12 protein-coding genes are annotated in these 24,705 nt (G+C 74.1%); 11 read left to right on the top strand and 1 reads right to left on the bottom strand.

The window, feature by feature from the left end; genetic code table 11:
- Positions 1-46 precede the first annotated feature (46 nt).
- Positions 47-1,138: a S8 family serine peptidase gene (locus tag GSY65_RS33080; RefSeq protein ID WP_236580165.1), complete on the top strand. Its 1,092-nt coding sequence runs from the start codon at positions 47-49 to the stop codon at positions 1,136-1,138.
- 92 nt (positions 1,139-1,230) lie between these two features.
- Here GSY65_RS33080 and eccCa read toward each other — a convergent pair whose 3' ends face one another.
- Positions 1,231-5,211 (bottom strand): type VII secretion protein EccCa, encoded by a 3,981-nt coding sequence (eccCa, locus tag GSY65_RS33085; RefSeq protein ID WP_201452750.1) that lies wholly within the window; start codon positions 5,209-5,211, stop codon positions 1,231-1,233.
- Between the two features lie 864 nt (positions 5,212-6,075).
- Here eccCa and eccD point away from each other — a divergent pair.
- From eccD to GSY65_RS33135, 10 genes are all read left to right on the top strand, one after another.
- A complete protein-coding gene (gene eccD / locus GSY65_RS33090) occupies positions 6,076-7,476 on the top strand; it encodes a type VII secretion integral membrane protein EccD (protein WP_159775422.1) in 1,401 nt (466 codons plus the stop codon).
- A gap of 77 nt (positions 7,477-7,553) precedes the next feature.
- Positions 7,554-9,041 carry a type VII secretion protein EccB gene (gene eccB / locus GSY65_RS33095; RefSeq protein WP_159775424.1) on the top strand — a complete coding sequence of 496 codons (1,488 nt, stop codon included), beginning with the start codon at positions 7,554-7,556 and terminating at the stop codon, positions 9,039-9,041.
- Positions 9,042-9,128: 87 nt separating this feature from the next.
- Complete coding sequence (locus GSY65_RS33100; RefSeq protein WP_159775426.1) at positions 9,129-9,473, top strand: hypothetical protein; 345 nt, start codon at positions 9,129-9,131, stop codon at positions 9,471-9,473.
- A 32-nt stretch (positions 9,474-9,505) separates the two neighbouring features.
- Positions 9,506-9,811 (top strand): WXG100 family type VII secretion target, encoded by a 306-nt coding sequence (locus tag GSY65_RS33105; RefSeq protein ID WP_159775428.1) that lies wholly within the window; start codon positions 9,506-9,508, stop codon positions 9,809-9,811.
- Between the two features lie 213 nt (positions 9,812-10,024).
- Positions 10,025-10,459, top strand: coding sequence for a type VII secretion system-associated protein (locus tag GSY65_RS33110; RefSeq protein WP_159775430.1), 435 nt, complete (start codon positions 10,025-10,027; stop codon positions 10,457-10,459).
- Positions 10,460-10,487: 28 nt separating this feature from the next.
- Complete coding sequence (locus GSY65_RS33115) at positions 10,488-13,124, top strand: AAWKG family protein (protein WP_159775432.1); 2,637 nt, start codon at positions 10,488-10,490, stop codon at positions 13,122-13,124.
- A gap of 53 nt (positions 13,125-13,177) precedes the next feature.
- On the top strand, positions 13,178-13,624 hold the full coding sequence (locus tag GSY65_RS33120; protein ID WP_159775434.1) for a YbaB/EbfC family nucleoid-associated protein: 447 nt from the start codon (positions 13,178-13,180) through the stop codon (positions 13,622-13,624).
- 48 nt (positions 13,625-13,672) lie between these two features.
- Positions 13,673-14,008 (top strand): hypothetical protein, encoded by a 336-nt coding sequence (locus tag GSY65_RS33125; protein WP_159775436.1) that lies wholly within the window; start codon positions 13,673-13,675, stop codon positions 14,006-14,008.
- Between the two features lie 15 nt (positions 14,009-14,023).
- Positions 14,024-24,085, top strand: coding sequence for a WXG100-like domain-containing protein (locus tag GSY65_RS33130; RefSeq protein ID WP_236580166.1), 10,062 nt, complete (start codon positions 14,024-14,026; stop codon positions 24,083-24,085).
- The gene (locus GSY65_RS33135) at positions 24,078-24,533 is read left to right on the top strand and encodes a hypothetical protein (protein WP_159775440.1); all 456 of its coding nucleotides are present in this window, start codon (positions 24,078-24,080) and stop codon (positions 24,531-24,533) included. The genes GSY65_RS33130 and GSY65_RS33135 overlap by 8 nt, the downstream gene beginning before the upstream one ends.
- Positions 24,534-24,705 lie beyond the last annotated feature (172 nt).

Raw genomic sequence — 24,705 nt, forward strand, 5'->3', positions numbered from 1 at the left:
TCGGCCGACGACGCCCCACCCCCCCGCGGCGTCCTCCGGGGCGACGGTGCGGCTGCCCGTCATCCCCGGCTCGCTGGGCCCCGGCGCGCCCTGCACCCGGTCCTCGCCCACCGCGATGACGGTGGTGCCCTGGACGCACGCCGTGCTCGGCCTGCCGGCCGTCCGGCAGCACTCCCGGGGAGCGGGCGTCACCGTCGCCGTGGTCGACACGGGGGTCGCGCCCGGCACCCGAGGTCTCAAGGGCCGGGTCGACGCCGTGGGGGACGCGGGCGAGGACTGCGTCGGGCACGGCAGCTTCGTCGCCGGACTCGTCGCGGCGGACCGGGAGAGCGCCGCCGGCGTGGACCTCGGGGGAGTGGCCCCGGACGCGCGGGTCCTCGCCGTGCGCGGCACCGACCCGCGGGGCCTGCCCGACCCCGCGAGGGTCGCCGCGGGCATCCGCGCGGCCGCCGACGCCCGCGCCGGGGTGATCGCCGTCCCGCTGGCCCTGCCCGAGAGCAGCCCCCGGTTGACGGCGGCGGTCCGCTACGCCGCCGCGCACGACTGCCTGGTGGTCGCGGCGGCCGTGCCCGACGCACCCGCCGCCGTGTCGTCCCGCGCGGCGGCTCCCGCACGCTTCTGGCCCGCCTCCGACAAGGGCGTGCTGTCGGTCCTGGACTTCGGCCCCGACGGCGGCCGTCCCGACGGCGCGCGGTCACCGGTGCGGGCCGACCTGGCCGCACCCGGCGACAAGGTCGTCGGCCCCGGGCCCCGCGGCACGGGCAGCTTCACCGGCACCGGCGCGTCCTTCGCCACCGCCCAGGTCGCGGGCGCCGCGGCACTCGTACGGTCCCGGTACCCGAAGCTGAGCGCGGAGGAGACCGCGCGGAGGCTGACCGCGACCGCGTACCCGGCGGACGTGCCGCGCCTGGACACCTACGCCGCCTTGACGGTCGTACCGCACGTCGACGCGGCCGTGCCGCAGCCGACACCGCGGCGCGGGGTGGTGGTGTCCCTGTCGGGCGAGGACCCCGGCCCGCGCCGGATCGCCCTGCTCGTGGGCTCGGTCTGTCTCACGGCCGTGCTGGCGGCGGCTGCCGCACGGGGCGCGGTACGCGCCCGGCGCGCTCGCCGCGCTGCCGCCGCCGAGCAGACGTAAGGGCGCCGGCCCCGGGAGAGAGGCTCGGGCTTCGCGTCCGGGGGAGGTGAGCGGGGGGACCGGCTGGAGCCTGTCCCCCCCCACGCGGTTTCTCAGTCCTGCTCCAGCAGCCCGGTCTGCACCTGGAACGTCCTGCGCCGGGTGATGCGCAGCGCACGGCCCGGAACCAGGACGCGTGGCTTCACACTGCCGAACAGATAGCCCTCGGACGGCGGGCAGGACATCAGCAGCGCGGGCGTGTTCACGTCGAGCATGCGGCGCAGGACCTGGTCGCCCAGACCGCGACCGGCGCCGGCTGCGGAGCGGGTCACCACGAGGTGGAAGCCGACCTCGTGACCGAGCGCGAGGAAGTCCAGCAGCGGTTCGAACGGGCTGCGCCCGAGCGGTGCGTTGATCAGGTCGTAGTCGTCGACGAGGACGAACAGGGTCGGTCCCTGCCACCAGTCACGCGACCGCATGCGCGAGGGCGCGATGTCCGGGCCGGGCATACGGGTGCGCAGCGCGCGCGCCGCCCCGTCGGCCAGTTCGCGCAGTTGGTCGACGGAGACCGCGTGGCCGAGCCGGTACTCCTGCGGCACCGCCTCGACCAGTTCCCTGCGGTAGTCGACGACGAGCACGCGCGCCTCCGCGGGCGTGTAGCGCTCGGTGATGCCCTTGGCCACCAGGCGGAGCAGGTTCGTCTTCCCGGTCTCCGAGTCACCGACCACCACGAGATGCGGGTGCTCGGCGAAGTCGTGCCAGGCCGGGGCCAGCCCGTCCTCCTCCACACCGAGCGCCACCCGCAGGTCGCCCTCGGCGGGCGGCAGTTCGGCGGCGGGCAGCCGCAGCGGCAGCATCCGCACGGGCGGGGCCGGTGGCCGCGTCCAGTGCCGGGCGACGGACGCGACGACGTCGGCGACGCCCTCGGCCAGGTCGTCGTGCCGCTGGACGCCGTCCAGGCGGGGCAGCGCGGCCAGGAAGTGCAGCTTGCTCTCGGGAGTCAGACCGCGGCCGGGGACGCGGGGGACCGAACGGGCCCGCCGGATGTCGATCACCGACTCCATCGGGTCGCCCATCTTCAGCTCCAGGCGCGTGCCCACCTGGTCGCGCACCTGCGCGGCGAGCTCCACCCAGCGCGCGGTGGTGACGATCAGGTGCACCCCGTAGTTGAGGCCGCGCAGCGCGATCTGCGACAGGGCGGTCACATGGTCGAGGTGGTCCTGCCGCAGCGTGCCCCAGCCGTCCACGACGAGGAAGACGTCGCCGTAGGGCTCGTCGGGGAACTCACCGGCGGCGCGCCGCTTGCGGTAGGTCGCCATGGAGTCGATGGCGTGCTCCAGGAAGAAGCGTTCCCGGTCGGCCAGCAGCGAGGTGACCGCGGCGACGGTCCGGCCGATCCGTTCGCCGTCGACGTGTGCGGCCACACCGCCGACGTGCGGCAGCCCGCTCAGGCCGGTCAGGCTGCCGCCGCCGAAGTCCAGGCAGTAGAACTGCACTTCGCGCGGTGTGTGGGTGAGGGCCAGGGCCATGACGAGGGTGCGGACCAGGGTCGACTTGCCGCTCTGCGGGCCGCCGGCGACGGCGACGTGACCGCCGGCCCCGGACAGGTCCACCACGAGGGGGTCACGCCGCTGGTCGAAGGGACGGTCGACGATGCCGAGCGGCACCCGCAGGGCGCCCCTCGTCACGTCCGCGGCGCCGCCCGCCGGGACGGTCAGACCCCGCTCGGCGTCCGGCGCGGTCGGCGGCAGCAACTGGTCGAGGGTCGGCGGCAGATCGAGCGGCGGCAGCCACACCTGGCGCGCCGCCGGACCCGAACCGCTGAGCCGGTCCACGGCCGTCGCGAGCAGACTCCGGGCCGCCGCCTCCTCCGCGGCCTCCGCCTCGGCCCGCGCGCGGGCCTCCGACTCGGGCAGTTGCCGCGGCGCGACCCAGCCCACGCTCCACGGCGCGACCTGTCCGGCCACCTGGGCCCGCGCCAGCGCACCGCGCCGCCGCCGGTAGGGTCCGGAGACGTACGCGGCGCGGAACCGGGTGAGGGCCTCCACCCCGCTCTTGAGGTACCCGCTGCCCGGCTGGGACGGCAGGTGGTAGGCGTCGGGGACGCCGAGCACGCCGCGGCTCTCCATGGCCGAGAAGGTGCGCAGGCCGATGCGGTAGGACAGGTGGCTCTCCAGCTGGTGCATCCGTCCCTCGTCGAGACGCTGGGAAGCCAGCAGCAGGTGTACGCCCAGTGACCGTCCCAGACGGCCGATCATGACGAACAGTTCCATGAACTCGGCGTGCGCCGCGAGCAGTTCACTGAACTCGTCGACGACGACGAACAGACTGGGCAGCGGCTCCAGGGGCGCGCCCGCGGCGCGTGCCTTCTCGTACTCCAGCGCGGACGTGTGGTTGCCCGCCGCCCGCAGCAGCTCCTGACGGCGTATCAGTTCACCGTGCAGGGCGTCCTGCATGCGCGCGACGAGGGCGACCTCGTCCGCCAGGTTGGTGATCACGGCGGAGGTGTGCGGCAGTTCGTCCAGGCCCAGGAAGGTCGCGCCTCCCTTGAAGTCGACGAGGACGAAGTTCAGGGTCTCCGACGAATGGGTCAGCGCAAGGCCCAGGACGAGGGTGCGCAGCAGTTCGCTCTTGCCGGAGCCGGTCGCCCCGATGAGCATGCCGTGCGGGCCCATGCCGCCCTGCGCGGACTCCTTGATGTCGAGTTCGACGGGGGCTCCGTCGGCGCCGACGGCGATGGGGACCCGCAGCCGCTCGGCGGAGCCCGTGCGGCCGGCCCAGTAGGCCGGCGGGTCGTGCCGGTGCAGGTCGGGGATGCCGAGGAGCGCCGTCAGCTGGGTGTCGGAGGAGAGCGGCTCCGTGCTGTCGACGCCCAGACTCAGCCGGTACGGCGCGAGGAGTGCCGCCAGCGCCCGCGCCGCGGCCGGGCCCATCCGGTCGGGACGGCCGAGCGCGGTGGTCTGCTCCTGCCGGCTGCGGTCGGTCCGCACCAGGCGCAGCTCGGCGCCGGTGAAGTCCAGGCGGAGCGTCGTGCGGCCCGGCCGCCAGGTCAGTGCGCCGTCGAGATCGACGACGACGCAGTTCCGGTAGCCCTGCCCGTCGAGTCGGTGTCCCGCCGGGACCCGGCCGCCGTCGATCACGACGACGGTGAACGGCTCCTCGCGTCCCGGGACCGCGTCCGGGTCGAAGACGGGGCGCTCCTGGAACTCGGCGCCGAGCAGGTTCTCCAGTTCCGTGACCGAGGGGGCGACCATGCGTGCGGGTCCGGCGCCGTCCCGGTCGTGCCGGTGCTGGGCGTGCGGCAGCCACTTGAGCCACTCCCAGTCGGCCCGCCGCTCGTCGGACACGCACAGCGCCACCCACAGGTCGTCGGGGGAGTGGAAGGTGGCGAGCTGGGCCACCACGGCACGCGCGGCCGCCCGCGCCCGGTCCGTGTCGCCGCGGGTCAGGACCTTCGACCAGGCCCGGAGGTAGATCGCGACGGGCTGGTCCGGAAGGGTCGAGTAGGCGCGGATGAACCGCCGGAGCGCGTGCGCGCTGAGCGGTTCGAGGTCCTCGACGGGTTTCGTCGACACGGGGTTCAGCCGTACGCCGAGCCGCTGGTCACCCACGGCGATCCGCACCTCGGCGAAGTCGTCGTCGGTGGGCCGTCGTTCCCACAGCCTGCTGGTGCGCACCATCGACCACAGCGCGGCGGGATCGGGATGGCGCCAGGCGAGCGCCTCCTGCTGCTCCACGACGGCGCGCCGGACCTTGCGGCGTACCTGGGCCAGATACCGCAGGTAGTCGCGGCGTTCGCCCTTCGCCCGGAGTTTGCGCTCCCCCCGGCCGCGCATCACCTGACCGACCAGCATGGCCACCATCGACAGCATCATCATGCCCATCGCGATGTAGCTCAGCACCGAGTTCTCGCCGGGCCGCAGGAACATCACGAGCATCGACGCCGACATCATGCCCATCGGCAGGAAGGTCCAGACGGCGGACGTGTCGGCCTGGGCCTCCGGCAGCGTCGGCGGTTCCTGCAGCGCCAGCTCGCCCTGGGGCATGTCGGGACCCCGACGGCGGGCGGGTCTGCGGAAGAGTTCAACGGACAACGGGACGGTGCTCCTTCGGTGGGTCCGGCGGTTCGGGCCCCGCACACCGCCGTGGTCGGTCGAAACCGGTCGCCGCACCGGGCTCCGTGCTCCCGGCCGCTCCGCCCGCCACCGGGCGGCCTCACGTCCGGGGACACGTCGCGCGAAGGCCGCGGAGGCGTGGAGTCCTCGGCGGTCGGGAACAGGCCCACGGCGGTCGGGGAACAGGTCCACGAACCTCACCGGGGATCGTAGGCACCGCCGAGTGCGTGAAAAGTGCCCGAGCCGACGCCGAGTGCGGCCGGTGGCACTGGGGCGCCCCGGTCGGCGTCGCCGCGCGTCCTGGCCGACGGTACGGGGCCAAGTCTCCGACGAGTGCAGCCGGTGGCACCCGACGCGCTCAGGTCGGCGTCTTCGTCCGTCAAGGGCCGCTGGCTCGGCGTGCGTTCAGGCCGTCGTCTCCGCGCGTCCGGGCCGGTGGCACGGTGCTGGTCCGGGCCGGTGGCACGGGGCGTGTCCGTGCCGGTGGCACGGGGCGTGTCCGTGCCGTCGCCGTGCGGTCGACGTGTCATCGCCGTGTCGGCGGCCCCGTGCGTGACTCCACCCCGCCCCCGTCCGCGGTCAGTTTTCCCTCACACGGGCCTGCCTACGATCCTCCGGCAGCCAGGACGCGCCCCGACCCGAGGGCCTTCGCACAGGCGTTTCCCCGACGCGCGGGACGCCGCCCTCCTGGACGCCCCGGCCCCGGACCGGGCAGTCGGACGGCGTCCGGATCCCCCTCGCCCGGGTGAGCGCGGGCACGACGCGGATCACGACGCCACCACCGTCCGCGACCCCCAGGCCCGCCTCGGCGCGGGCCACCGAGAAGGAAGAAAGGGCACGAGCGTGAGCGACAACGCGGCAGCCGGCCTGTGCCGTATGAACATCCGGACCTCCGCGCGGTCCGTCGACCTCGCCGTGCCGTCGGACGTCCCGATCGCCGACCTGCTGCCCGTCGTCATCGGCTACGCCGGTGACGAGCTGGAGGAGTCCGGACTCGAACACGGCGGCTGGGTGCTCCAGCGCCTCGGCGGAGCGCCGCTGGACCTGGAGTCGACCGCCCAGTCACTCCACCTGCGCGACGGCGACACCCTCTATCTGCGGCCCCGGGTCGAGACCCTGCCCGAGGCGCACTTCGACGACGTGGTGGACGGGATGGCGGGCACCCTGCGCGACCGCCCGCACCAGTGGTCCCCGGACGCGACCCGCCGACTGCTGCGCACCCTGCTGGTGTGCTCCGCCGCCGCTGCCCTCGTCGTCCTCGCGCTCCCCGGTCCACCGGTCGCCGTGCGGGCGGCCGTCGCCGCGGCCCTCGGCCTGCTCCTGCTGGCCGGGGCTGCGGCCGCCAGTCGTGCCATGGCCGACAACGGGACCGCCACCGCGCTCGCCGTCATGGCGGGCCCGTGTCTGGGCGCCGCGGGCTGGCTGCTGCCGCTGCTGGGCGCGGCGGACGGTTCGGGAGACGCCGCGACCGGCAGCCGGCTGCTGTCCGCGGCGGCCGCGTCGGCGACCGGCGCCGGCCTCGCCCTGATCCTCATCTCCGGGCCCGCCCGCCTCTTCCTGGCCTCCGCCGTGGTGGCGGTCGCCGCGTGGCTGGCCGGGCTCCTCATGGTCGCCTTCGACCTGCCGGCCCCGCACGCCGCCGCGCTCGTCGCCGTCGCCGCCGCCCTGCTCGGTGCCGGCGTGCCCGGTGTCTCCTTCTGGCTGGCGGGCCTGCGCATGCCGCCCCTGCCGACCAACGCGGAGGAACTCCAGCAGGGCATCGACCCCGAACCCGGCGAACGCCTCGTCACCCGCACGGTACGGGCCGAGGCATGGATGACGGCCCTGTACGGGGCGGTGGGCGCGGTCTGCGCCGGTGCCCTGACCGCGCTGGGCCGCGAGCACGACACCCCCGCCCGCGTCACCACCGCCGTCCTGGCGCTGCTGCTCGCCCTGCACAGCCGGGGCATCGGCAACGCCTTCCAGCGGGTCGCGGTGCTCGCTCCCGGCCTGTGGGGCGCCGCGGTGCTGATCGTGTCCCTCGCGGCCGACGCCGGCGCCGGGAAGCGGCTGCTGGCCGTCGTGTTGCTGTCCGCCCTGACGGCGGCTCTCGCCGTCCTGTGCTGGTTCCTGCCGGGCCGCCGTCTCGTGCCGCACTGGGGGAGGGCCGCGGAACTGCTGCACTCGGCGGCGGCGATCGCCCTGCTGCCGCTGCTGCTGTGGGTGCTCGGCGTCTACGGCCGGATGCGCGGCCTGCTGGGCTGACCCCCGCGGCACCGCGGGCCGTGCCCCGCGGCGACGGATGACCACACAGCGACAGACGAGAAGGAAGGCAGGGGCCGATGCAGTCCAAACGCGACCAGGTCGAGGCGCACGTCTTCATGATGAGCTGCCTCACCTCCGGCATGCTGCTCGCCGACCCCGACGCCGCGGAGAGCCCGATGGGCCGAACCAGCCGCGGCGCCGCCTGGGGCCTGCTGCTGGGCGTGCTGGGCGCGGCGGGCTGCGTCCTGTTCGGGGTGCTGTCGCCCGGCGGCGACGACTCCTGGCGCAGCGCGGACGCCATGATCGTGCGCAAGGACACCGGAAGCCGGTTCATCTACCAGGACGGCGTCCTGCACCCGATCCGCAACTACGCCTCGGCGCGCCTGATCGGCGGATCCGACCTCGCCGTACGCATGGTGTCCGCCGCCTCCCTCGACGGCACCCCGCGCGGCGTCCCGGTCGGCATCCCGGGCGCCCCGGACGACCTGCCCCTCGCCTCGGACGTCGGCTCGGCCCCCTGGCTGGTCTGTTCCGGCGCCGGGCGGACCGAGGGGGCGAACGGCCGGGCCACCACCACGCTGGTCGTCGGCGCCGAGCCGCCGGCCGGGGACGGGCTGACGTCCACGCAGGGCCTGCTGGTCTCCGCGGGCGGCGACAGGTTCCTCGTCTGGCACGGCCGCAGACTCGCCCTCGACACCGAACACGGCGCGGAACGCGCCCTCGGCTACGGCGACGCGACGCCCCGCGCGGTGTCCGCCGAATTCCTCAACAGCCTGCCCCTCGGCCCCCGTCTGGCCCCCCTCGACGTCCCCGGACGCGGCTCGGCGGGCCCCGCGCTGGACGGCCGCCCCACCCGCGTCGGACAGGTGTTCACCGCGCAGGTCCCCGACGGACCGCTGCGTTACTACCTGCTGACCCGGCAGGGACTGCGCCCGCTCGACGCCACGCGCGCCGCTCTCGTGCTGGGCGACCCCCGCACCCGTGAGGACGCCTACGCCGGCAAGCCGCCCCGCCCGGTGACGCTGGCCACCGACACCCTCGACGCCCATCTCGAGCGTGCCGCGAAGACAGGCGCCGACTCCGGGCCGTGGCCTTCCGGGCCGCCCCGGCTGGTGGAGCCCGACCAGGAGGAGAACCTGTGCGCGAGCGTGCGGCCGACCTCCCGCGGCCCGGTGACGAGCGTCGCGGTCGTCTCCGCCCTCGACGCCTCCCCCGCAGTCGCTCCGGACGGGGTGCAGGCCGCCTGTTCCCCGGTGGACGCCGTCGCGGTGCGCCCGGGAGCCGGTGCCGTGGTGCGCGCCCTCGGCGCGGGCGGGGGCACGCTGGGCGACACGACCTACCTGGTCACCGACAACGGAGTGAAGTACCGCCTGGTGTCCGACGCCGTCTCGGCCCTCGGTTACGGCGGTACGGAGCCGTCGGCGCTGCCCGCGCCCCTGCTGCGGATGCTCCCGACCGGCCCCGACCTGGATCCCCGCGCCGCCTCCGGCGCCACCGCCGTCCACACCACACCGCCCGGTGGCTGCCGGAACCCCGCGGGGTCCGCCGCCGGCGGGCAGCACTGACCGCGTGGCCCGCGAGCACGCCGAACAGCCCGCACGCCATCCGGACCGACCCGTGTCCGACACCACTCAGGGAAACGAGGCATTCCGTTGACCACACCGATCCAGCAGTCGTCCAGGTCGTCGACCCTCCTCGGCGTCAACGCGCTCAACACCGCCCACACGGCCATCCTGCGCTGCAAGAACGACGTGGACACCACGGCGGGCGCCCTGGCCACCAGCTACAGCGCCGCGTCCGAGGACGGCGCCGAGTTCCAGCGGCTCCTCCAGCAGTGGGACCAGCAGGCCCAGATCATCCTCAACAAGCTGCAGGGCCTGATCAACCACCTGAACGTGACCCTGCAGAAGCACACCTCCACCCAGACGGCCAACACCGACATGCTGCGCTCCTCGCAGGGCGCGGCGGACTCCGTCTACAACCAGCTCACCGGCTGACCCCACCACCACCCACGACACCAGGAGTTGCCATGAGTGCCGACGGCGTCATCCACGTCGAGTACAACCACGTCGACCAGGGCGTGGAGGACCTGATCCAGCAGACCCGGGCCATCGAGACCACCCTGGACAACCTGGAGGCGGAGCTGAACGAGCTGAAGACCACCTGGCAGGGCGCCGACGCCCAGGCCTACAGCACCGCCCAGACCGACTGGAACAACGCGGTCATCGCGATGGAGCAGCTGCTGACCTCCCACGCCACCCTCCTCGGTGAGGTCTCCAACAACTACCGGCAGACGGAGAACAGCCTCGCCCAGATGTGGAGCGAACTGTCCTGACCCGCGTCCCGGGCCGCACCGCCGTCTCACGCCGCCCTTGCAGCCGGGCGGCGGCGGAGCGTCCCGGGCCGCGCCCCCCGTTCCCGGGCCGCGCCCTCGGTCCGGGCCGTGCCCATGGCCGGGCCCCTTTCCCGGCCGCGCGGGGCCGTCCCGCGGGCACCCAGGACCAGCAGCCGTCCCGCGGGCACCCAAGACCAGCAAGGGAGATGACGCATGGCAGACCTCACGCACCTCGACGCCGGCCAGCTGACCTCGTTCGCCGACCACGAACTGACCACCTTCAGCGGCGACCTCACCAAGATCCGCAACGACACGGCCGACCAGCCGCCGGTGGAGTCGCTGTTCACCCTCCACTCGGTGCTCAGCGCCACCCCCCACCGGCAGCTCGCCATCGGTCCCATGGGGGCCGCCGGCACGGTGCACGGCGACGCCCTGCGCACCAACCTGGTCGCCCTCGCCAGGAACATCGACCGGGTCTTCGTCAAGCAGAAGAAGCTCTTCCAGGACATGGACCGGGACCTCAGGGACACCGTTACCACCCTGCTCAACACCTCCGGCTCCTCGCTCCAGGCGGTGAGCGCCGACCGGTTCATCTCGTCCATGGCCGACGTCGGCCGTGACATCGGCGGCACCGCCTCCACCCTCTGACCCCGTACCCACCGGAGCCCCGACCGCCATGCCAGAGAACGACAGCACCCCCGGCACATGGGAGCAGACGGTCCATCTGATGACCGGATGGAAGGTCCCCGCCCGGCAGTCCGTCACCACTGACCTCAAGGGCAGTTCGAACAGCAACGGCGGCAACGCCGACGCCGCCGTCGACACGCCCTGGCTGTCGGTGACCATCTCCAACGCCGGGAAGACCGATGCCACGGCACTGGCCCAGCGGCTGACCGCACAGGGCGGCACCTGGGTGCTGTTCTACGCCGGCACCGGTGACGCGGGCCCCATGAAGAACGCCAAGGCCCTGAACCTGTACATCGCGAAGATCAACTACGCCTGGCAGAGCGGCGGCGGGCTGACGGGGACCAACCTCCACAAGTACGCCAACGGGGTCGGCCCGGCCCTGGGCCAGCTCCAGGCATCGCCCTGGCGGACCGGCGGCTTCTCCTTCGACGGACTGACCGTCGCGGACACCGACTCCGTCGACCTGGGCACCTTCTCCCACCGCGCCAGGTCCCTCGACCGCGCCAAGCTCTTCTTCGAGGAGCACGAGACCCTCCTCGACGGCTGGGTCAACGCCATGGGACGCGACAACGCGGCCTGGCAGGGCAACGCCGCCGGGGTCTTCGTCAACCTCCTCGACACGCTGCGCAAGCAGTACAAGCACTACCACGAGCAGTTGGCGCCCCGCGGCTTCAGCACGCAGAGCGCGAGCAAGGTGGACGGCTACGTCAGCAAGACCTTCCAGGGCAACGGGCTGATCCTGGCGGAACAGGCCCTGAGCAAGGCCGTGCAGACGCTGAAGGACGCCTGGGACAAGTGGCACGGCGACCGGTTCGGCAACGTCACCGGCAAGGCACCGGACGGCTCCGCCAACACGCCCGCGGGACACTGGAACCCGGAGGACGTCATGAACGGCGTCCTGAACGAGCTCAAGACATGGCTGAACGCCAACAACGCCGGCAAGGTGATCACCAACTACAACATCTACGGCGGCACCAACGGCGGCACCGAGTACTGGTACGACCTCCAGGCGGGCTTCAAGGAGAACGTCCCCGCCTACGGCAGCCTCACCGACCCGGCCAACTGGGCGAAGATCGCCCAGGAGGGAGTGGCCCGCTGGACCGCGGGCATCACCGCCCACCTGGACCCGGCCGCCGAGACCGCCCGGACCACCCTCAGCGCCACCTGGTCCCAGCTGATGAACACCGACTGGGACCCCGCCTACGGATTCGAGGAAGCCCCTCCCGCCACCCTCGGCACCACGGGCAACCCGGGCGGCAACAACCACGGAACCACGAACTTCGGCCCCGACGACATCGCGAACCTGTTCAACCAGCAGAACACCTCCGTCAACGACGCCCTCAACAACATCGCCTCCTCCACCAACAACGCCCTCAACGACGTGGGCACCTCGACCAACGCCGCCCTCAACAACCTGTTCGAGGGCGGGGGCGCGGGCGGCGCGGGCGGCAGCGGCCTCGACGGCCTCGGCGGCATCGGCGGCCCGTCCGTCGCGGGCCTCGGCACCGACGGACCGACGGTCGGCACGACGGGCGGCGACAGCGTCCTCGGCACCTCTCCCACCTACGCGTCACTGCTGAACAACGCCCTCAACGGCATCGGTTCCCCGGGGACGAACGGCACGAGGCTCAACGCCGACCGCAGTATCACGGTCACCAACGCCGACGGCAGCACGACCACCACCCGGCCGGACGGAACCGAGGTCACGCAGTACCCGGACGGCAGCACCCTCACCGTCGATCCGGACGGCCGCAGCACCCTGGTCAACGCCGACGGCAGCACCTCCGTGCAGAACGCGGACGGATCCGTCAGCACCACCTACCGCGACGGCAGCACGACCACCCTCGATCCCGACGGGACCTACACCGTCCGCAGCGCCGACGGCGACCTCAACCACCTCGACCTGAAACCGGGGCAGACCGTCACCAACCCCGACGGCAGCAGGACCACCCTCAACGCCGACGGAAGCATCACCACCACGTACCCCGACGGCCTGGTCACCACGCTGGGCCCGGACGGCCGCTACACCGTCGACGCGCCGCCCGCCGAAGGGGTCCGCACCTCCTCCTCGCCGCCCCCGAACCAGCCGGTCACCTCGACCACCGGCGGCACCGGCCTGAACAGCCTCCTCGACCACGCCCTGAACGGGCCCGTTTCGGGCACCGTCCCGCAGACCGGTCCCGCCCACGACGGGGACTTCCTGTACGACGACGTCCCCTACACCCACTCCCTGTCGGGCGCCCTCGGCGGCCAGCTGCCCGGCAGCGCTCCCACGGGCACCCTCGGCCTCAACCCGGGGGCGATGGCGGCCGCCTCCCGCATGGGCGGTCTCGGCGGCGAGATGAGCGCCGCCGAACGGGTCCGCTCCGGATACGCCGACAGCGACGCCGCCAACGGCACCGGGCGCGGCACCGGGGTCAGAGCCGCCTCGACCGCCGAACAGGCGGCGGCCCGGACCGCCACCAGCTCCGGTATGCCCTTCATCCCCCCGGGCGCCGGCGCCGGGCCGGGCGCCCAGTCCACGCAGAGCGCCGAACGCACCCGCACCACCTGGCTCTCGGAGGACGAGGAGGTCTGGGGCACCGACGAGGCCGCGGCCCCCGCCGTCCTGGGCCGGGACGACTGAACCGGCCGCGCTGCACCCCTCACCACCGTTCGCCCGCGCGAGAGGAGAAACCGATGGAACCCGTCGAGGAACGCCTGGCCAGGGCCATGGAAGCCCTGGAAGCCACCAGGGCGGCGGTCGCCGACGCCGAGCAGCGCCTGCGCGAGGCGTCCGTCACCGTCACGTCCAAGGACCGCTCCGTGGAGGTCACCGTCGGTGCCCGGGGGGAGCTGCGGTCGCTGCGCTTCCACGACGGCAAGTACCGGTCCATGGCGCCCGCCCAGCTCTCCGCGGTCCTCATGGAGACGATCGGCCAGGCCCGCACCCGGATGTCCCAGCAGGTCGTCGACACCTACCGGCCGATCTCCGAGAGCGTCCCCCGGCTCCCGGGAGTGCCGGGCGCCGAGATCGACTGGGACGGCCTGCTCGGTCCGGACGCCGAGGGCGGTGGCCCGGCGGCCAGGAGGAAGCAGGGCAGCAGCCTGCGCGACGAGATCGTGGAGGACCCGGCCCAGCCGTGAGGCGGACCGCGCCGACCAGGAAGTCCGACGAGGAGAAGGAGCGCCGCCATGGCGAGTTCGTTCGAAGCCAACCCCCATGTGACCCGCCAGGGCGCCCAGCTCCTGGCGGACATCGCCGACCTGGCCAACACCCTGGTCGCGGACCTGGAGCGCCGCCGCGGCACGCTCACCGGCTGGGCGGGCACCGACGACGACTACGCCGAGCAGGTCGGCCCGCAGATCAGACGCACCTACCGGCAGACCCTCGACTCCGGCCGGCAGGTCACCCGCGCGGTCGTCTCCGTCGTCGGCACCACCGCGGGCTCGGCCCGGCAGGTGGAGCGGGCGCAGAACGAGGCGTACGACGGCATCGCGGCCGAGGCCGCCCAGTACGGCAGGCACTGAGAGAGCAGCGGGACCATGGGTGATCTGAGGGTTTCGGAGGCGATGAACGGTGTCCTGATCGCGTTGATCGGTACGGGGTTTCCGCAGGCGAGCGAGACGGGGGCACTGCTCTCCAGCCGGGAGCTGGCGGCGTTCGGCCGGCGCATGCGGGAGCTCGAGACGGACATCGCCTACTCGGTGGCGCACGTCGGCGACTCGCTGCCCGGTGACGCGGGCCGCGCGTACGCGCGTGCCATGTCGGTGCTGACAGGGGCGGAGGGGGGCACCAACTACCTGCGGGAGTACGAGCGGAGCCTGCGCGGTGTGGCGGCCGGTCACCGTGACCAGTCGCTCAACATCCAGGAGAGCAAGTGGCAGATCGTCGCCGAGCTGATCCGGCTGCTGATCGAGCTGACGATCCTGGCCGCGACGGCGTGGATCAACCCGGCGGCCGCGGGACAGGCGGCGGCGGCCAAGGCGCGGAGCACCACGGTCTTCCTGACGGCGCTGGACCTGTTCCTGCGGCGTACCCACCTGATGCCGAGTCTGAGCGAGGCGCTGGAGGAGGCGTTCCAGACGCTGGTCGTGCGGCTGGGGCTGATGGCGTTCAACGCCCCGGACATGCGGCCGTCGGGCGTCGACTGGCGGGCGGTGTGGCAGAGCGCTGCCTTCGGTGCCGCGGCGGGGTGGCTGTCGGGTCCGCTGCGTGATCTGGCGGACCGGTTCAACGGACTGTTCACGAAGAACGGGAACCGGGAGCTCTTCAAGGACCTGACGGGAGACGTGACGTCGAAGTCCGGGCGGGACCTGCCCGGCACCACCGCCAACGCACCCCAGTCGTTCGGGCAGTATCTGGCGTCGTCGCCCCGCCGTGTCTCGGAGTTCGTGGCGGACGGTCTGACGGAGGCGGTGCCGGAGTCGCTGCTGGCGATGGCGTTCTTCGGGACGCCGTTCTCCTGGAGCGCGTTCGCCACGACGTTCTGGACGTCGGCGGTCAGCGAGCAGACGACGGGCCTGCTGGGCGACGGCGTCACCCACGGGGTCGGCAACGTCCGTGAGGCGTACGACGGCGCACGGCCGGAGACGAAGGACACGGCGGGCGCGCCCGGCGGCCCGGTCCCCGTCGCCTCCCGCGGAGCGACCTCCACCACGGGTACGGACCCGGCCGGGTCGGCGCTGAGCGCCAAGGGGCGCTCGAACCCGGGCACGGACGTCAACCGCCCGGACGTGTTCGACCGGTTCGGCGCACCCGGCGTTGCGGCCCCCACCCCGGCGACCGGCACCGCCCGCGGCAGCGTCGTGCCGGACGCCGAAGGGGCGGCGCACGTCCCCCGGCCGACGGCAGGGCCGGGACCCCGGCCCGTCACGGAGAGCTCCGTGCCGGGCGAGTCCGCGCAGTCCGGTTCCGTCGAACTCTCCGGCGCCCCGGCCTCGTCGACAAGGCGGGAGGAGACGGCGACGCTCCCCTCGACGCCCGCGGCTGAGCCTCTGCCTGTGCCCACGACCGCACCTACGCCCACGACCGCACCTACGCCCGCGGCTGCACCTACGCCCACGCCCGCCGGGGCGGCCCCCGTACCCACTGCGACGCCCGGCGGGGCGACCCCCGCGCCGGGTGGTGCCCCAGGCGCCGTTCCCTCGCCCGCCACCACGTCCGTGACCGCCACGCCCACCCCCGGTACACCCACCCCCGCCACGTCCGCGACCGCCACGACGCCGTCGCCCGACGGCCGACAGGGCGGCAGCCCGGCCGTGCCCGAGGCGAACCGCCCAGCGGCCGGAGCGACCGTCCGGACCGCCGGGGGCCCTGACGGCGCCCGTACCGGCGACGCTCCGCCCCCCGCGACCGGCCGCCCGGCCACCACGTCCTCCCGGGCCGCCGGCCCTGCCTCCGAAGGCGCACAGCCCGGCACGGGCCCGGGTTCCGGACGGCCCGTGACCGGCACGAGCTCCACGGGCCCCGCCACGGCCGGCACCGCGCCGGCGCGCGCCGCGGCGGATGAGGACGTGCCGCCTCCGGCTGCCGGGACCCCACGGTCCGCGCTGTCCTCCGCGCCCCCGGCCGACCGTGCCGAGGCCACCGCATCGAGCGGGAACACCGCCGAAACCGCCGACGGCCGACCCGAGTGGGACAGCCTGCGCGAGGAAGTCGCCGCTGCCTGGGAGCAGGCGCGGCCCACACCGCACGACCTGTCCACGGCCCACAACATCGTCCGCACCCACCAGAAGCTCCCGCCCTTCGACCCCGCAGAACGGCCGTCCTTCGCGACCCTGGACCCCGGCCATCTGGCCGTCTACGCCGTCGCGCTCGATCTGACGGCCCACCACGACCCGGACCGGGCGGAGGCGCTGTCCCGGCGGCTCGCCCAGGGCCGGCCCAGGGCGGAGCGCGCCTACCTGCCCGGCGGCACCGGACGCGCGAGGGACGAGCGGCGGCCCATGGGCGACGGGGCCGCCTCCAGCAGCTCCCAGCGGCCGACCCGTGTGCAGGGGCCGCGAGACCCCCGCCCGGCGGCGGCACCCCGCGACACCTCGGCCCCCAGCCCCTCCCGGCCGGACCCGACGGAGACGGCGGCCCCGCCCGCCCCCGCGACCTCCACCGACACGGCATCCCCCGACAAGCCGCCCACCGCCCCCACGCCCGTCGGCGGCGACAGGAACCGGCGTCCCCAGGGCGCCCGGCAGCGCGTCGACGCGGCCCCGCGCCCGTCCGCGGGCTCCGCGCTGCCGGGACACGCTCCCCGCGAGGTGCTGCGCACGGTCACCGTCGACGAGCGCGCCTTCGAGGTGCTGCGCGTGGAGCCGGACGGCGAGTGCTTCATGACCTCGACGCTCGCCGGAGCCGCCCGCCAGCTGCCCGGTTCGGCCCTGGGCGGCATGACCGTACGGGAGTTGCGCAAACGGGTGGGGGACTGGCTCGCAGGGAACGACCCGAGGGCCGTGGCACGGCGGACGGAACTGGACGAGGGCCCCTCGGCCCTGCGCATCCTCGTCGACGACCTCACCCTCGCCCAGCTGGAGGACCTCCTCGGCCACACCGCACCGCACCCGACGCCCGCCCAACTCGCCCGCATCGACGCGGACCTGAGCCGGCCGCAGTTCGTGCGGGAGCTGGTCCGGCGGATCGCCGATCCCGCCGACAGGTCCGTCGTCGGCGACTTCACCGCCGGCATGGCCGCCGCCCTCCTGCCCGACTTCACCCCGGACCCCGCCCTCATCCGGGCCCAGGACCGCCGACGCCTCGTCCACGACCTGCGGCTCGCGTCCCTGCGCCAGGAGGCGGCCCGCGCCCTCGCCACGGTCACCCCGCGCAGCCAGGCCCTCTACACGACCCTCATCGGCCCGCACCGGGGCCTGGTCCGCATGTTCCCCCTGCTCCAGGACATGCACGCGCTCACACCGAGCGCCGCGGCCCAACACGCGGTACGCAACGCCGACATGTGGACGACGCCCTTCTACGACCAGGTGCCGCAACTGACCGCCCTGGCCCTCGACCTGAACATCACCCCGGTCCAGCCCGCCGAGGGCGTGGACGACCTGGCCTTCGCCCATCCGCTCAACCCGTCCGCCGGCCAGTCCCTCCACGTCTTCTACGAGGGAGGCAACCACTACTCGGCCATGAACCCGGTGGGCGGGACGCCCCCCGTGCCGTCCCCGGCCGCGGCCGTCGGGCGTCCTCCGACGGGCGCCCGCCCGACGAACGCCCGTCCGACTGGCTCCCAGCCTCCCACGACCCGCCTCACCCCACGCGAACTCGCCCAACTAAACGCTTTGGCGGCGGAGTTGCGTCGCCACAGCGCCAGCGACGACCTGATCGCCCGGCTGTACGACCTCTCCCGGCCGACGGTGGGGATGCTCGCCGGGATGACCCCCGCCGCACGGTCGCACGGCTCCACCGCCACCGCTCCGCCCTCCCCGGCCGCAGGCCGGGGCACGCCGCCCGAGAGCTCCGGCGGCGTACCGGCGGAGCCGTCCCCCGCCGTGCTCGAAGCCGCCGAGGCCGCCCGGTCCCGCCGCGACCAGCGCGGCCCCGCCACCGTCCACGCCCGGCCGGAGCCCGTCGTGCTCACCTTCGGTGAACGGCAGACGGATCTCGGGCCCGACCACCGGCGCGAGCTGGACGTCACCGTCGAACTCCTCGCGGAGCAGGCGCTGTTCAACCGGGCGACCGGACACCCCCTGCCGGTCGTCGAGATCGACGCCCCGCCCGCCCTGCGAGCCCGCTTCGCGCTCCCCGGCACCCGCACCCGCGACACGGGCGCCGTACGCGAGCAGGCGGCCACGCAGTACCTGCGCACCCGCCTCGCGGAGGTCCTGCGCGACAAGCAGCCCGAGCACCGCAGCCATCCCGTCACCGCCGACGACCTCCTCGTCACGACGGGCCGGGAGACTCCCCGCACACCGCCGCCGTCCACCGGCACCGGACGGGCCGCGCCGCCCGCGCACACGGTGCGGATCACGGTCGACCCGAGCCCTCCGCTCAACCGGGCGCAGCGGAAGCTGAACCCGGACGCCCTGCACAGCGCGTGGGACGGCCTGGCCGACGCGGTCAACCCCCGGCGCGAGGCCGCGCTGCCGATCGCCCTCCGTCTCGTCCAGGCACACCAGCGGGTCGCCGGGTTCCGGCCCGAAGCCGAACCCGACTTCGGGGACCTGCCGCTCGCCCACCGCGCCGTGTACGCGGTCGCCGCGGCCGTCGTCCGCCGCCCCCGGGACATCACGGCGGCCGAGGACCTGGCGCGGGCGCTCGCGGCGCACCAGCCCCCGCCCGGCACCGCCGCGCGGACGGCCACGCCCGGTCGGGGCGCCTCCCCGGCCGGGAGCCGCACGGGCAGCGGGCCCGCCGCCCCGGATCCGCTGCCCGCACCGCCGCCCGTGTCGGGCGGGACCACCTTCGTCACGTCCGGTCCCGTGCACGTGGCCCAGGCTTCTCCGGCCCCCCTGCTCGCCCCGCCGGCCCCGCCCGTCGGGGGCCTGCGCCCCCTCGCCCTTCCGTTGGCCCGGCGGACGCCCGCCGGCCTCCGGGCGGACCTGCTGGCGATGACCGCCGGGGAACGGCAGCGGATCGCCCGGGACCACCATGTGATCGAGCAACTGCGGACCTCCCAGTCCGCCGAGGAGTTCGCCCGGACCGCCGCCGTCCTCCTGGTCGACGTGGCGCCCGGCGTCGACCAGCCCGTCTCCGCGCGGCAGGAGGCGCACCGCCTGCTGGCCGCGCTGCTGAAGGACCCGTCCACCGCGGCCCGCGTGCTGACCGGCGGCGCCCGGGTCACCGTGATCCCGAAGGACGTTCCCCTCACCCGCGTCGAACCCTTCACGGCCCTGGCCGGCCGGGGACTGTCGGGCGGCCGGGTCTGGGAGGACGTCCGGGGGACGTCCTCCCGCAACCCCTTCGAGAAGCACACGGCGATCAGCGAGGAGAACCTCCTCGGCGCCGTCTCGTCCCTCCCCGGAAGCGACTACGCGGACGGCTACTCGACCGCCGTGCACGAACTCGTCCACATGATCCACACGCACGGCCTCGACGACACCGACCGCCGCGCGATCGAGACCTCCTTCCACGACCGGCTCGCCCGGGGGGCCGGCGCACAGTGGCCGGACGGCCCACGCCTCGACCGGGACGGAGTGCCCACCGACAACTACTCCTCCACCGACCCCTACGAGTACTTCGCCCAGCTCAGCAACGCCTACCTGGGCGTCAACACCGGCTTCGACGCGGCCACCGGACGCCCCCGCAACAACGGCCACGCCTGGGTGCGCGCCCACGAGAGCACCCTGCGGCCCCTCCTGGAACGCCTCTACGGCACCACCCCCACGCTCCTGGACAGCGGCCCCGCCAACCCGGTCGAGGCGACCCGCGAGGAGAACGAGCGCTACGCGGCCGTGGCGAGCCTGTTCCCCGAGCCGCCCGACGACGGCCTCGCGCCGCCGCCCGCCGACACCCCCGTGGGCGACCTGGTGCGTTTCGACGGCCCCCTGACCGACGCGCAGACCCGGCAGGTGCGGTACAGGGTCGCCGAGTTCACGCGGACCGCCCGGCTGAGCGCCGCCCGTATCGTGCACGACCGGCTGCGCAGACGCGCCGACCGGCTGCAGGGCAGCCCGCACCACGCCGCAGCCGAGGAACTGCGGGACTGGGTCCAGGGGAGGCTGGCCGAGGTCTCCGGCGCTCCCCACCTCACGTCCCCGCCCCGGACCCTGCACTTCTTCTGGGTCGGCCGCCCCCTGTCTCCCGCCGCCGTGGACAACGTGCTCGCCTGGGCCGCGGCGGCCCGCGACCACGGCTGGACCGTGAACATGTGGACGGACACGACACCGGTCACCATGGCCGGCGACCGCGCCCCGAAGACGTCCCTGAGCACATGGACCCCGCAGACGGAACAGGCCCTGCGCGCCGCCGGCATCCGGTTCCGCTCGGTCCGCGACCTGCTCCCGCAGGACCGCGCCGGCGGTTCCCGGCTCACCGACCCGCGGATGCGCAAGCTCCGCACCATCTACGAGACGGCCCGCACGACGCCCACGGCCTTCCCGGTCGCATCGGACGTCACCCGGCTCGCCATCCAGCTGTCCGAGGGCGGCACCTACGCGGACGTGGACCTGGCTCCCGGCACGGTCGACCTCGTCTCCGGACCGAGCGGGACGGGCGGCCTCGACATCCCGCTCATCGGCCCCATGTTCCGCGACCAGCAGAGCTTCCGCGCCCAACGCGAGGAGTTCGCCGAGCACCTGGGCGTGCACCCCGAGACGATGAGCACGGCGGACGTCGCCTCGTACGCCATGACCGAGGGACGTTTCGGCAACGCCCTGATCTCGGCGGTGCCGGGGGCGGTGTACTTCCGGCACGTCGTCGACGCCATCGACGACCGCATCCTCACCTGGACCGCCGAGGAACTGGCGGCGGGCGGCGCCTATCTGACGGGCCCGCTGACCTACACCAAGGGCGCCTTCGCGCTCAGCGCGGCCTACGGACTCGGACCGGTCGACGACGCGGAACTCGGGGCCGCCATCGACCCGTTCGAGGTGCGCCGCTGGGCCCGCCTCGGCTGGCTCACCGACGAGAGCGAGCACCAGGTCGACCGCGGCACGGCCGGATCCCCGGTGCCGGGACAACTGCCCCCGCCGCTGCCGGGCCCCGCCCGGGACGCGCTGCGGGACGCACCCGTGACCGACAAGGACCTGCCTCCGCTTCCCCCCGACACCCCCGGCTCGCCCACCGCACCAGCCGCGCCCCCCGCCGACCGTTCCGTCACGGGCGCCGAGGAGCGGGAGGAGCCCTCGGCCGTGGACGAGGCGGCAGCCGCTTCCCCGGTTCCGGGGCAGGAAGCGACGCCCCTCGTCGTGCGCTTCCCGCAGGGCTCTCGCACGCCGGCCGACGGCGAGCTCCGGGCACTGCGGCAACTGGCACGCAGGACGGCGCCGGAACTGCTGCGCGACCACGCCGCCGGGCTGCCGCCGCGCCCTGTCCGGGTGACGGGCCGCGGCAACAGCGCGGACCACGCCGCGTACACCGGAAGGACGAGGGCGAAGAACGTCGCGTGGGCCCTGGAGGCCTACCTGGCCGCCGAGTTGCGCGCCCTGCAGACGGGCTCCCCCGACCCGCTGACCACCGAGGACCTCACCATCGTCTACGGCTACGAGGACACCTCCGACCAGCCCCACCTGGACCCGCACCAGCGCCGCACCGCTGTCGTCGTACTCGGTGACGAGCCCTCCGGGGACATCCCGTGGACGCCGCTGCGCGCCCCCGGTACGCGGGACCGCCACGAACGGGCCGAGACGCCCACCCGTATCCTGTTCGGCCGCGGGGACGCCACGGTGTCGGACCAGGGGCGGCGGGACGTCGAGGACCTGGCGGACCGGATCGCCGCACGAGCCCTGCGCGAACGCGGGCGGGGGGACGCCCCGATCGCCATCACCGTGAAGGGCGGCGGGAACGGCCGGGACACGGCCCGCAGCACCGGCCTGGCACGGGCAGCCGGCGTGCGCGCCGAGCTGGAGGCGGCCCTGGAACGCAGACTCCGGGCACGTCAGCCGGAGGCCGACCAACCGGTCACGCTCGCGCACTTCACGATCGACACGGTCCACGACGACTCCCCGAGGGCGCTCTACGAGGACCCGCTCACCCGTCGCACGGCGACCGTCACCGTCGACTGGCCGACCCGGGACGACGCGGCACCGGTGACCGGTGCGCGGGACGCGGCCGCCGCCGACGCCCGGCAGGCAGAGGCGTCCTCCATCGCGGACACCGCCGAGGCGGTGGCGAGGCGTGAGGAGGAGTGGGCGGCCACGGCCGATCCGGAGCACGAGGACGGCGACGTCGCGGACCCCGCACCGACACCCGCGGACGGCCTCTTGGCCCTGCGGGAACGCCTCTCCGCCCGATGGCCGCTGGACGGGCCGACCGCGGACGACATCACCCTGGCGCACAACATCGTCCGTACCCACCAGTTGCTGGCGCCCTTCGAACCGGAGAGCGCGCCTGACTTCGCGACCATGGACCCGGGGCATCTGGCCGTCTACGCCGTCGCCCTCGACCTGTGGACGCACGACGACGAGGAGCACGCGACGCGGCTCTCCCGCGACCTCGCCCGGGACCGGCCCCGACCCGTACGCGGCTACCTGCCCGGCGGCAGCGGCAAGGGCGAGGGCAAGAAGAGCCTGCTCAGGAAGTTCACCTCCCTCCGCGGATCCAGTTCGTCGAGCACGCCCGAGGCCGCCGCGGGCCCCTCGCGCCACGGTGGCTTCACGGGGTCGGCGGCGTACGGCGGACACGGCGCCTCCACCAGCTCCGGCGGCCACGCGGGTGCAGGCAACCACGCCGGACCCAGTGGCTATGTCGGCCCCAGCGGTGGCAGCGTTGGATACAGCGCCTACGCGAGCCACGGCGCCCATCCGTCCGGGTCGGGACATGCGCAGGCCCCGGCCCTCTACGGTGCCGCGACCGCGATGCCCGTGTCCATGCCGACGAACGGCTTCGACGAACTGTCGGCCGTCCAGCAGTTCAAGCGCGCACCGGACCGCTTCCTCGAAAGGAACGTCCTCCTCACACGTACCAACGAAGGCATGAACCTGCGTTTTGCGCGTTCCGGTGTCCACCCGCAGAGGTTCATCACGTGGATGGAGCGGCAGAACCGGCACTGGTTCGTGCTGACTCCGGACCCGGGGCGGCGGGGGCTCGGCGGTCAGCCGGTCTACGTGCTGACTCCGGCGGTGGAGATGTACGCACAAGCATTCCCCGACGATCCAGAGCTGCAGGGCATTCTGCGCAACTGTTCACTCCTGCCTCGGCGCGCCCAGGACACGTACGTGACGGCGCACTTCGTGCCGTACAAGGCAGGTCCCACGACGAACTACTTGCAGGCTGTCGGCCACACCGACGTCCCGGTGAACGGAAGCGGGCAACTCGGCGGGGCCGACTTCGTGTTCACCCCCGCGATGAACGGCTGTGCGCTCGTGGTGACCGACAACGGGACCCAGGGCTACATGAGGGTCTGGCACTACCAGTCCCCGCACGGCGCGACCAACGCGGCGGCGGCAGAGCAGTTCCGGCGAACGCAACGACTGATCGAGTGGTTCGGCAGCGAGCGGTACATGACGCCGGGCGCCCCGGGAATGCCGGAGGTGACGAATCTGATGTGGCGGGGCCCGCAGGGATGGCAGATCCTCAGCCAGGAGAACTACACGCCCCCTATGATCAATAATCAGGTCACCCTCTACAGAGTGCGCACGGAAACACTGGCTCCCGGACGGGGAGCCCGTGCTCATCGCCGCGATCTATCAAGGAACGGCGGCGGACCATCTCGAGGAGCTCGAGAGGGTGAAAGCGAACAATTCCGACGCTTTCCAGCGTCGGCCGGAGAACGGACAAATCGTCCACGCGTATGGGTTGTTGACGGAACGCCTCCGCGCCGACGCGCAGACCTTGGCGGGCGTGGCGGATGCGCACTCCCTTCTCGAGGTGGCTCGGTCGCTGAGGTCGGCGCACGCGCAGACGCACCACCTCGTCTCGGGACTTCTCGACAGCCAGCGCCGTCTCGACGGCAATCCCAGCACCGGCAGGCCGGCACCCGGGCAGCGGGCCCGTCAGGCGGTGGGTGACGCTGTCGAGAGGTCCTCCGACAGCCGCTGGCCCGACGCCCTTGAGCGCGAGGCCACCGCCCTCGTGAGCCGGACGGCCGCCCTCCATCCCTTGAGCACGGCCCCGACCGGTGCCGTCTACACTTTCCTCGCCCCCCAGACGCAGGTGCCTCCGGGGTACGTCCAGCTCCAGCCGTCGCCCGTCCCAGTCGCGACCTACGGCTTCTCCCCGTCCGCGGTCCCGGTCCACCTCGGATCACCGCCGGTGGCGCTCCAGCAGACCTGGCCCACCACGCCCATGGCGCCCAACCCGGGCCGTCAGCAGGCGGGAGGGACCGGCTTCGTCCTGACACCCGTCCCGGGGCCCTCGACGGCCCAGGTCTCCGGAGGAGTGATCTACACCGCCTACCCGGGCTACTCCACGGCACCACCTCCGCGCCACCCCTTCGCCCCACCGCCGGAGGACTAGGGCGTGTTGCGAAGGCCCGTCTGCCCGGCGGCGTCCGGCACGCACGCTCGCCGCGTTGTCGGGATCACCCCGACACCACCGGTATCGGGGCGACCCTCCGCCGTGCGATCGCACGCACCGGACGCCGCCGGGCCTGCCCTTCGGGCAGACGACGCCGGTTTCGCAACACGCC

Source organism: Streptomyces sp. HM190, from assembly GCF_009857135.1.
In the GTDB taxonomy this organism is placed as follows: Bacteria; Actinomycetota; Actinomycetes; order Streptomycetales; family Streptomycetaceae; genus Streptomyces; species Streptomyces heilongjiangensis.

Coding starts and splice junctions, on each gene's coding strand:
- eccB (WP_159775424.1), top strand. CDS start 7,554: ATGCAGTCCAAACGCGACCAGGTCGAGGCGCACGTCTTCATGATGAGC.
- GSY65_RS33105 (WP_159775428.1), top strand. CDS start 9,506: ATGAGTGCCGACGGCGTCATCCACGTCGAGTACAACCACGTCGACCAG.
- GSY65_RS33110 (WP_159775430.1), top strand. CDS start 10,025: ATGGCAGACCTCACGCACCTCGACGCCGGCCAGCTGACCTCGTTCGCC.
- GSY65_RS33115 (WP_159775432.1), top strand. CDS start 10,488: ATGCCAGAGAACGACAGCACCCCCGGCACATGGGAGCAGACGGTCCAT.
- GSY65_RS33120 (WP_159775434.1), top strand. CDS start 13,178: ATGGAACCCGTCGAGGAACGCCTGGCCAGGGCCATGGAAGCCCTGGAA.
- GSY65_RS33125 (WP_159775436.1), top strand. CDS start 13,673: ATGGCGAGTTCGTTCGAAGCCAACCCCCATGTGACCCGCCAGGGCGCC.
- GSY65_RS33130 (WP_236580166.1), top strand. CDS start 14,024: ATGGGTGATCTGAGGGTTTCGGAGGCGATGAACGGTGTCCTGATCGCG.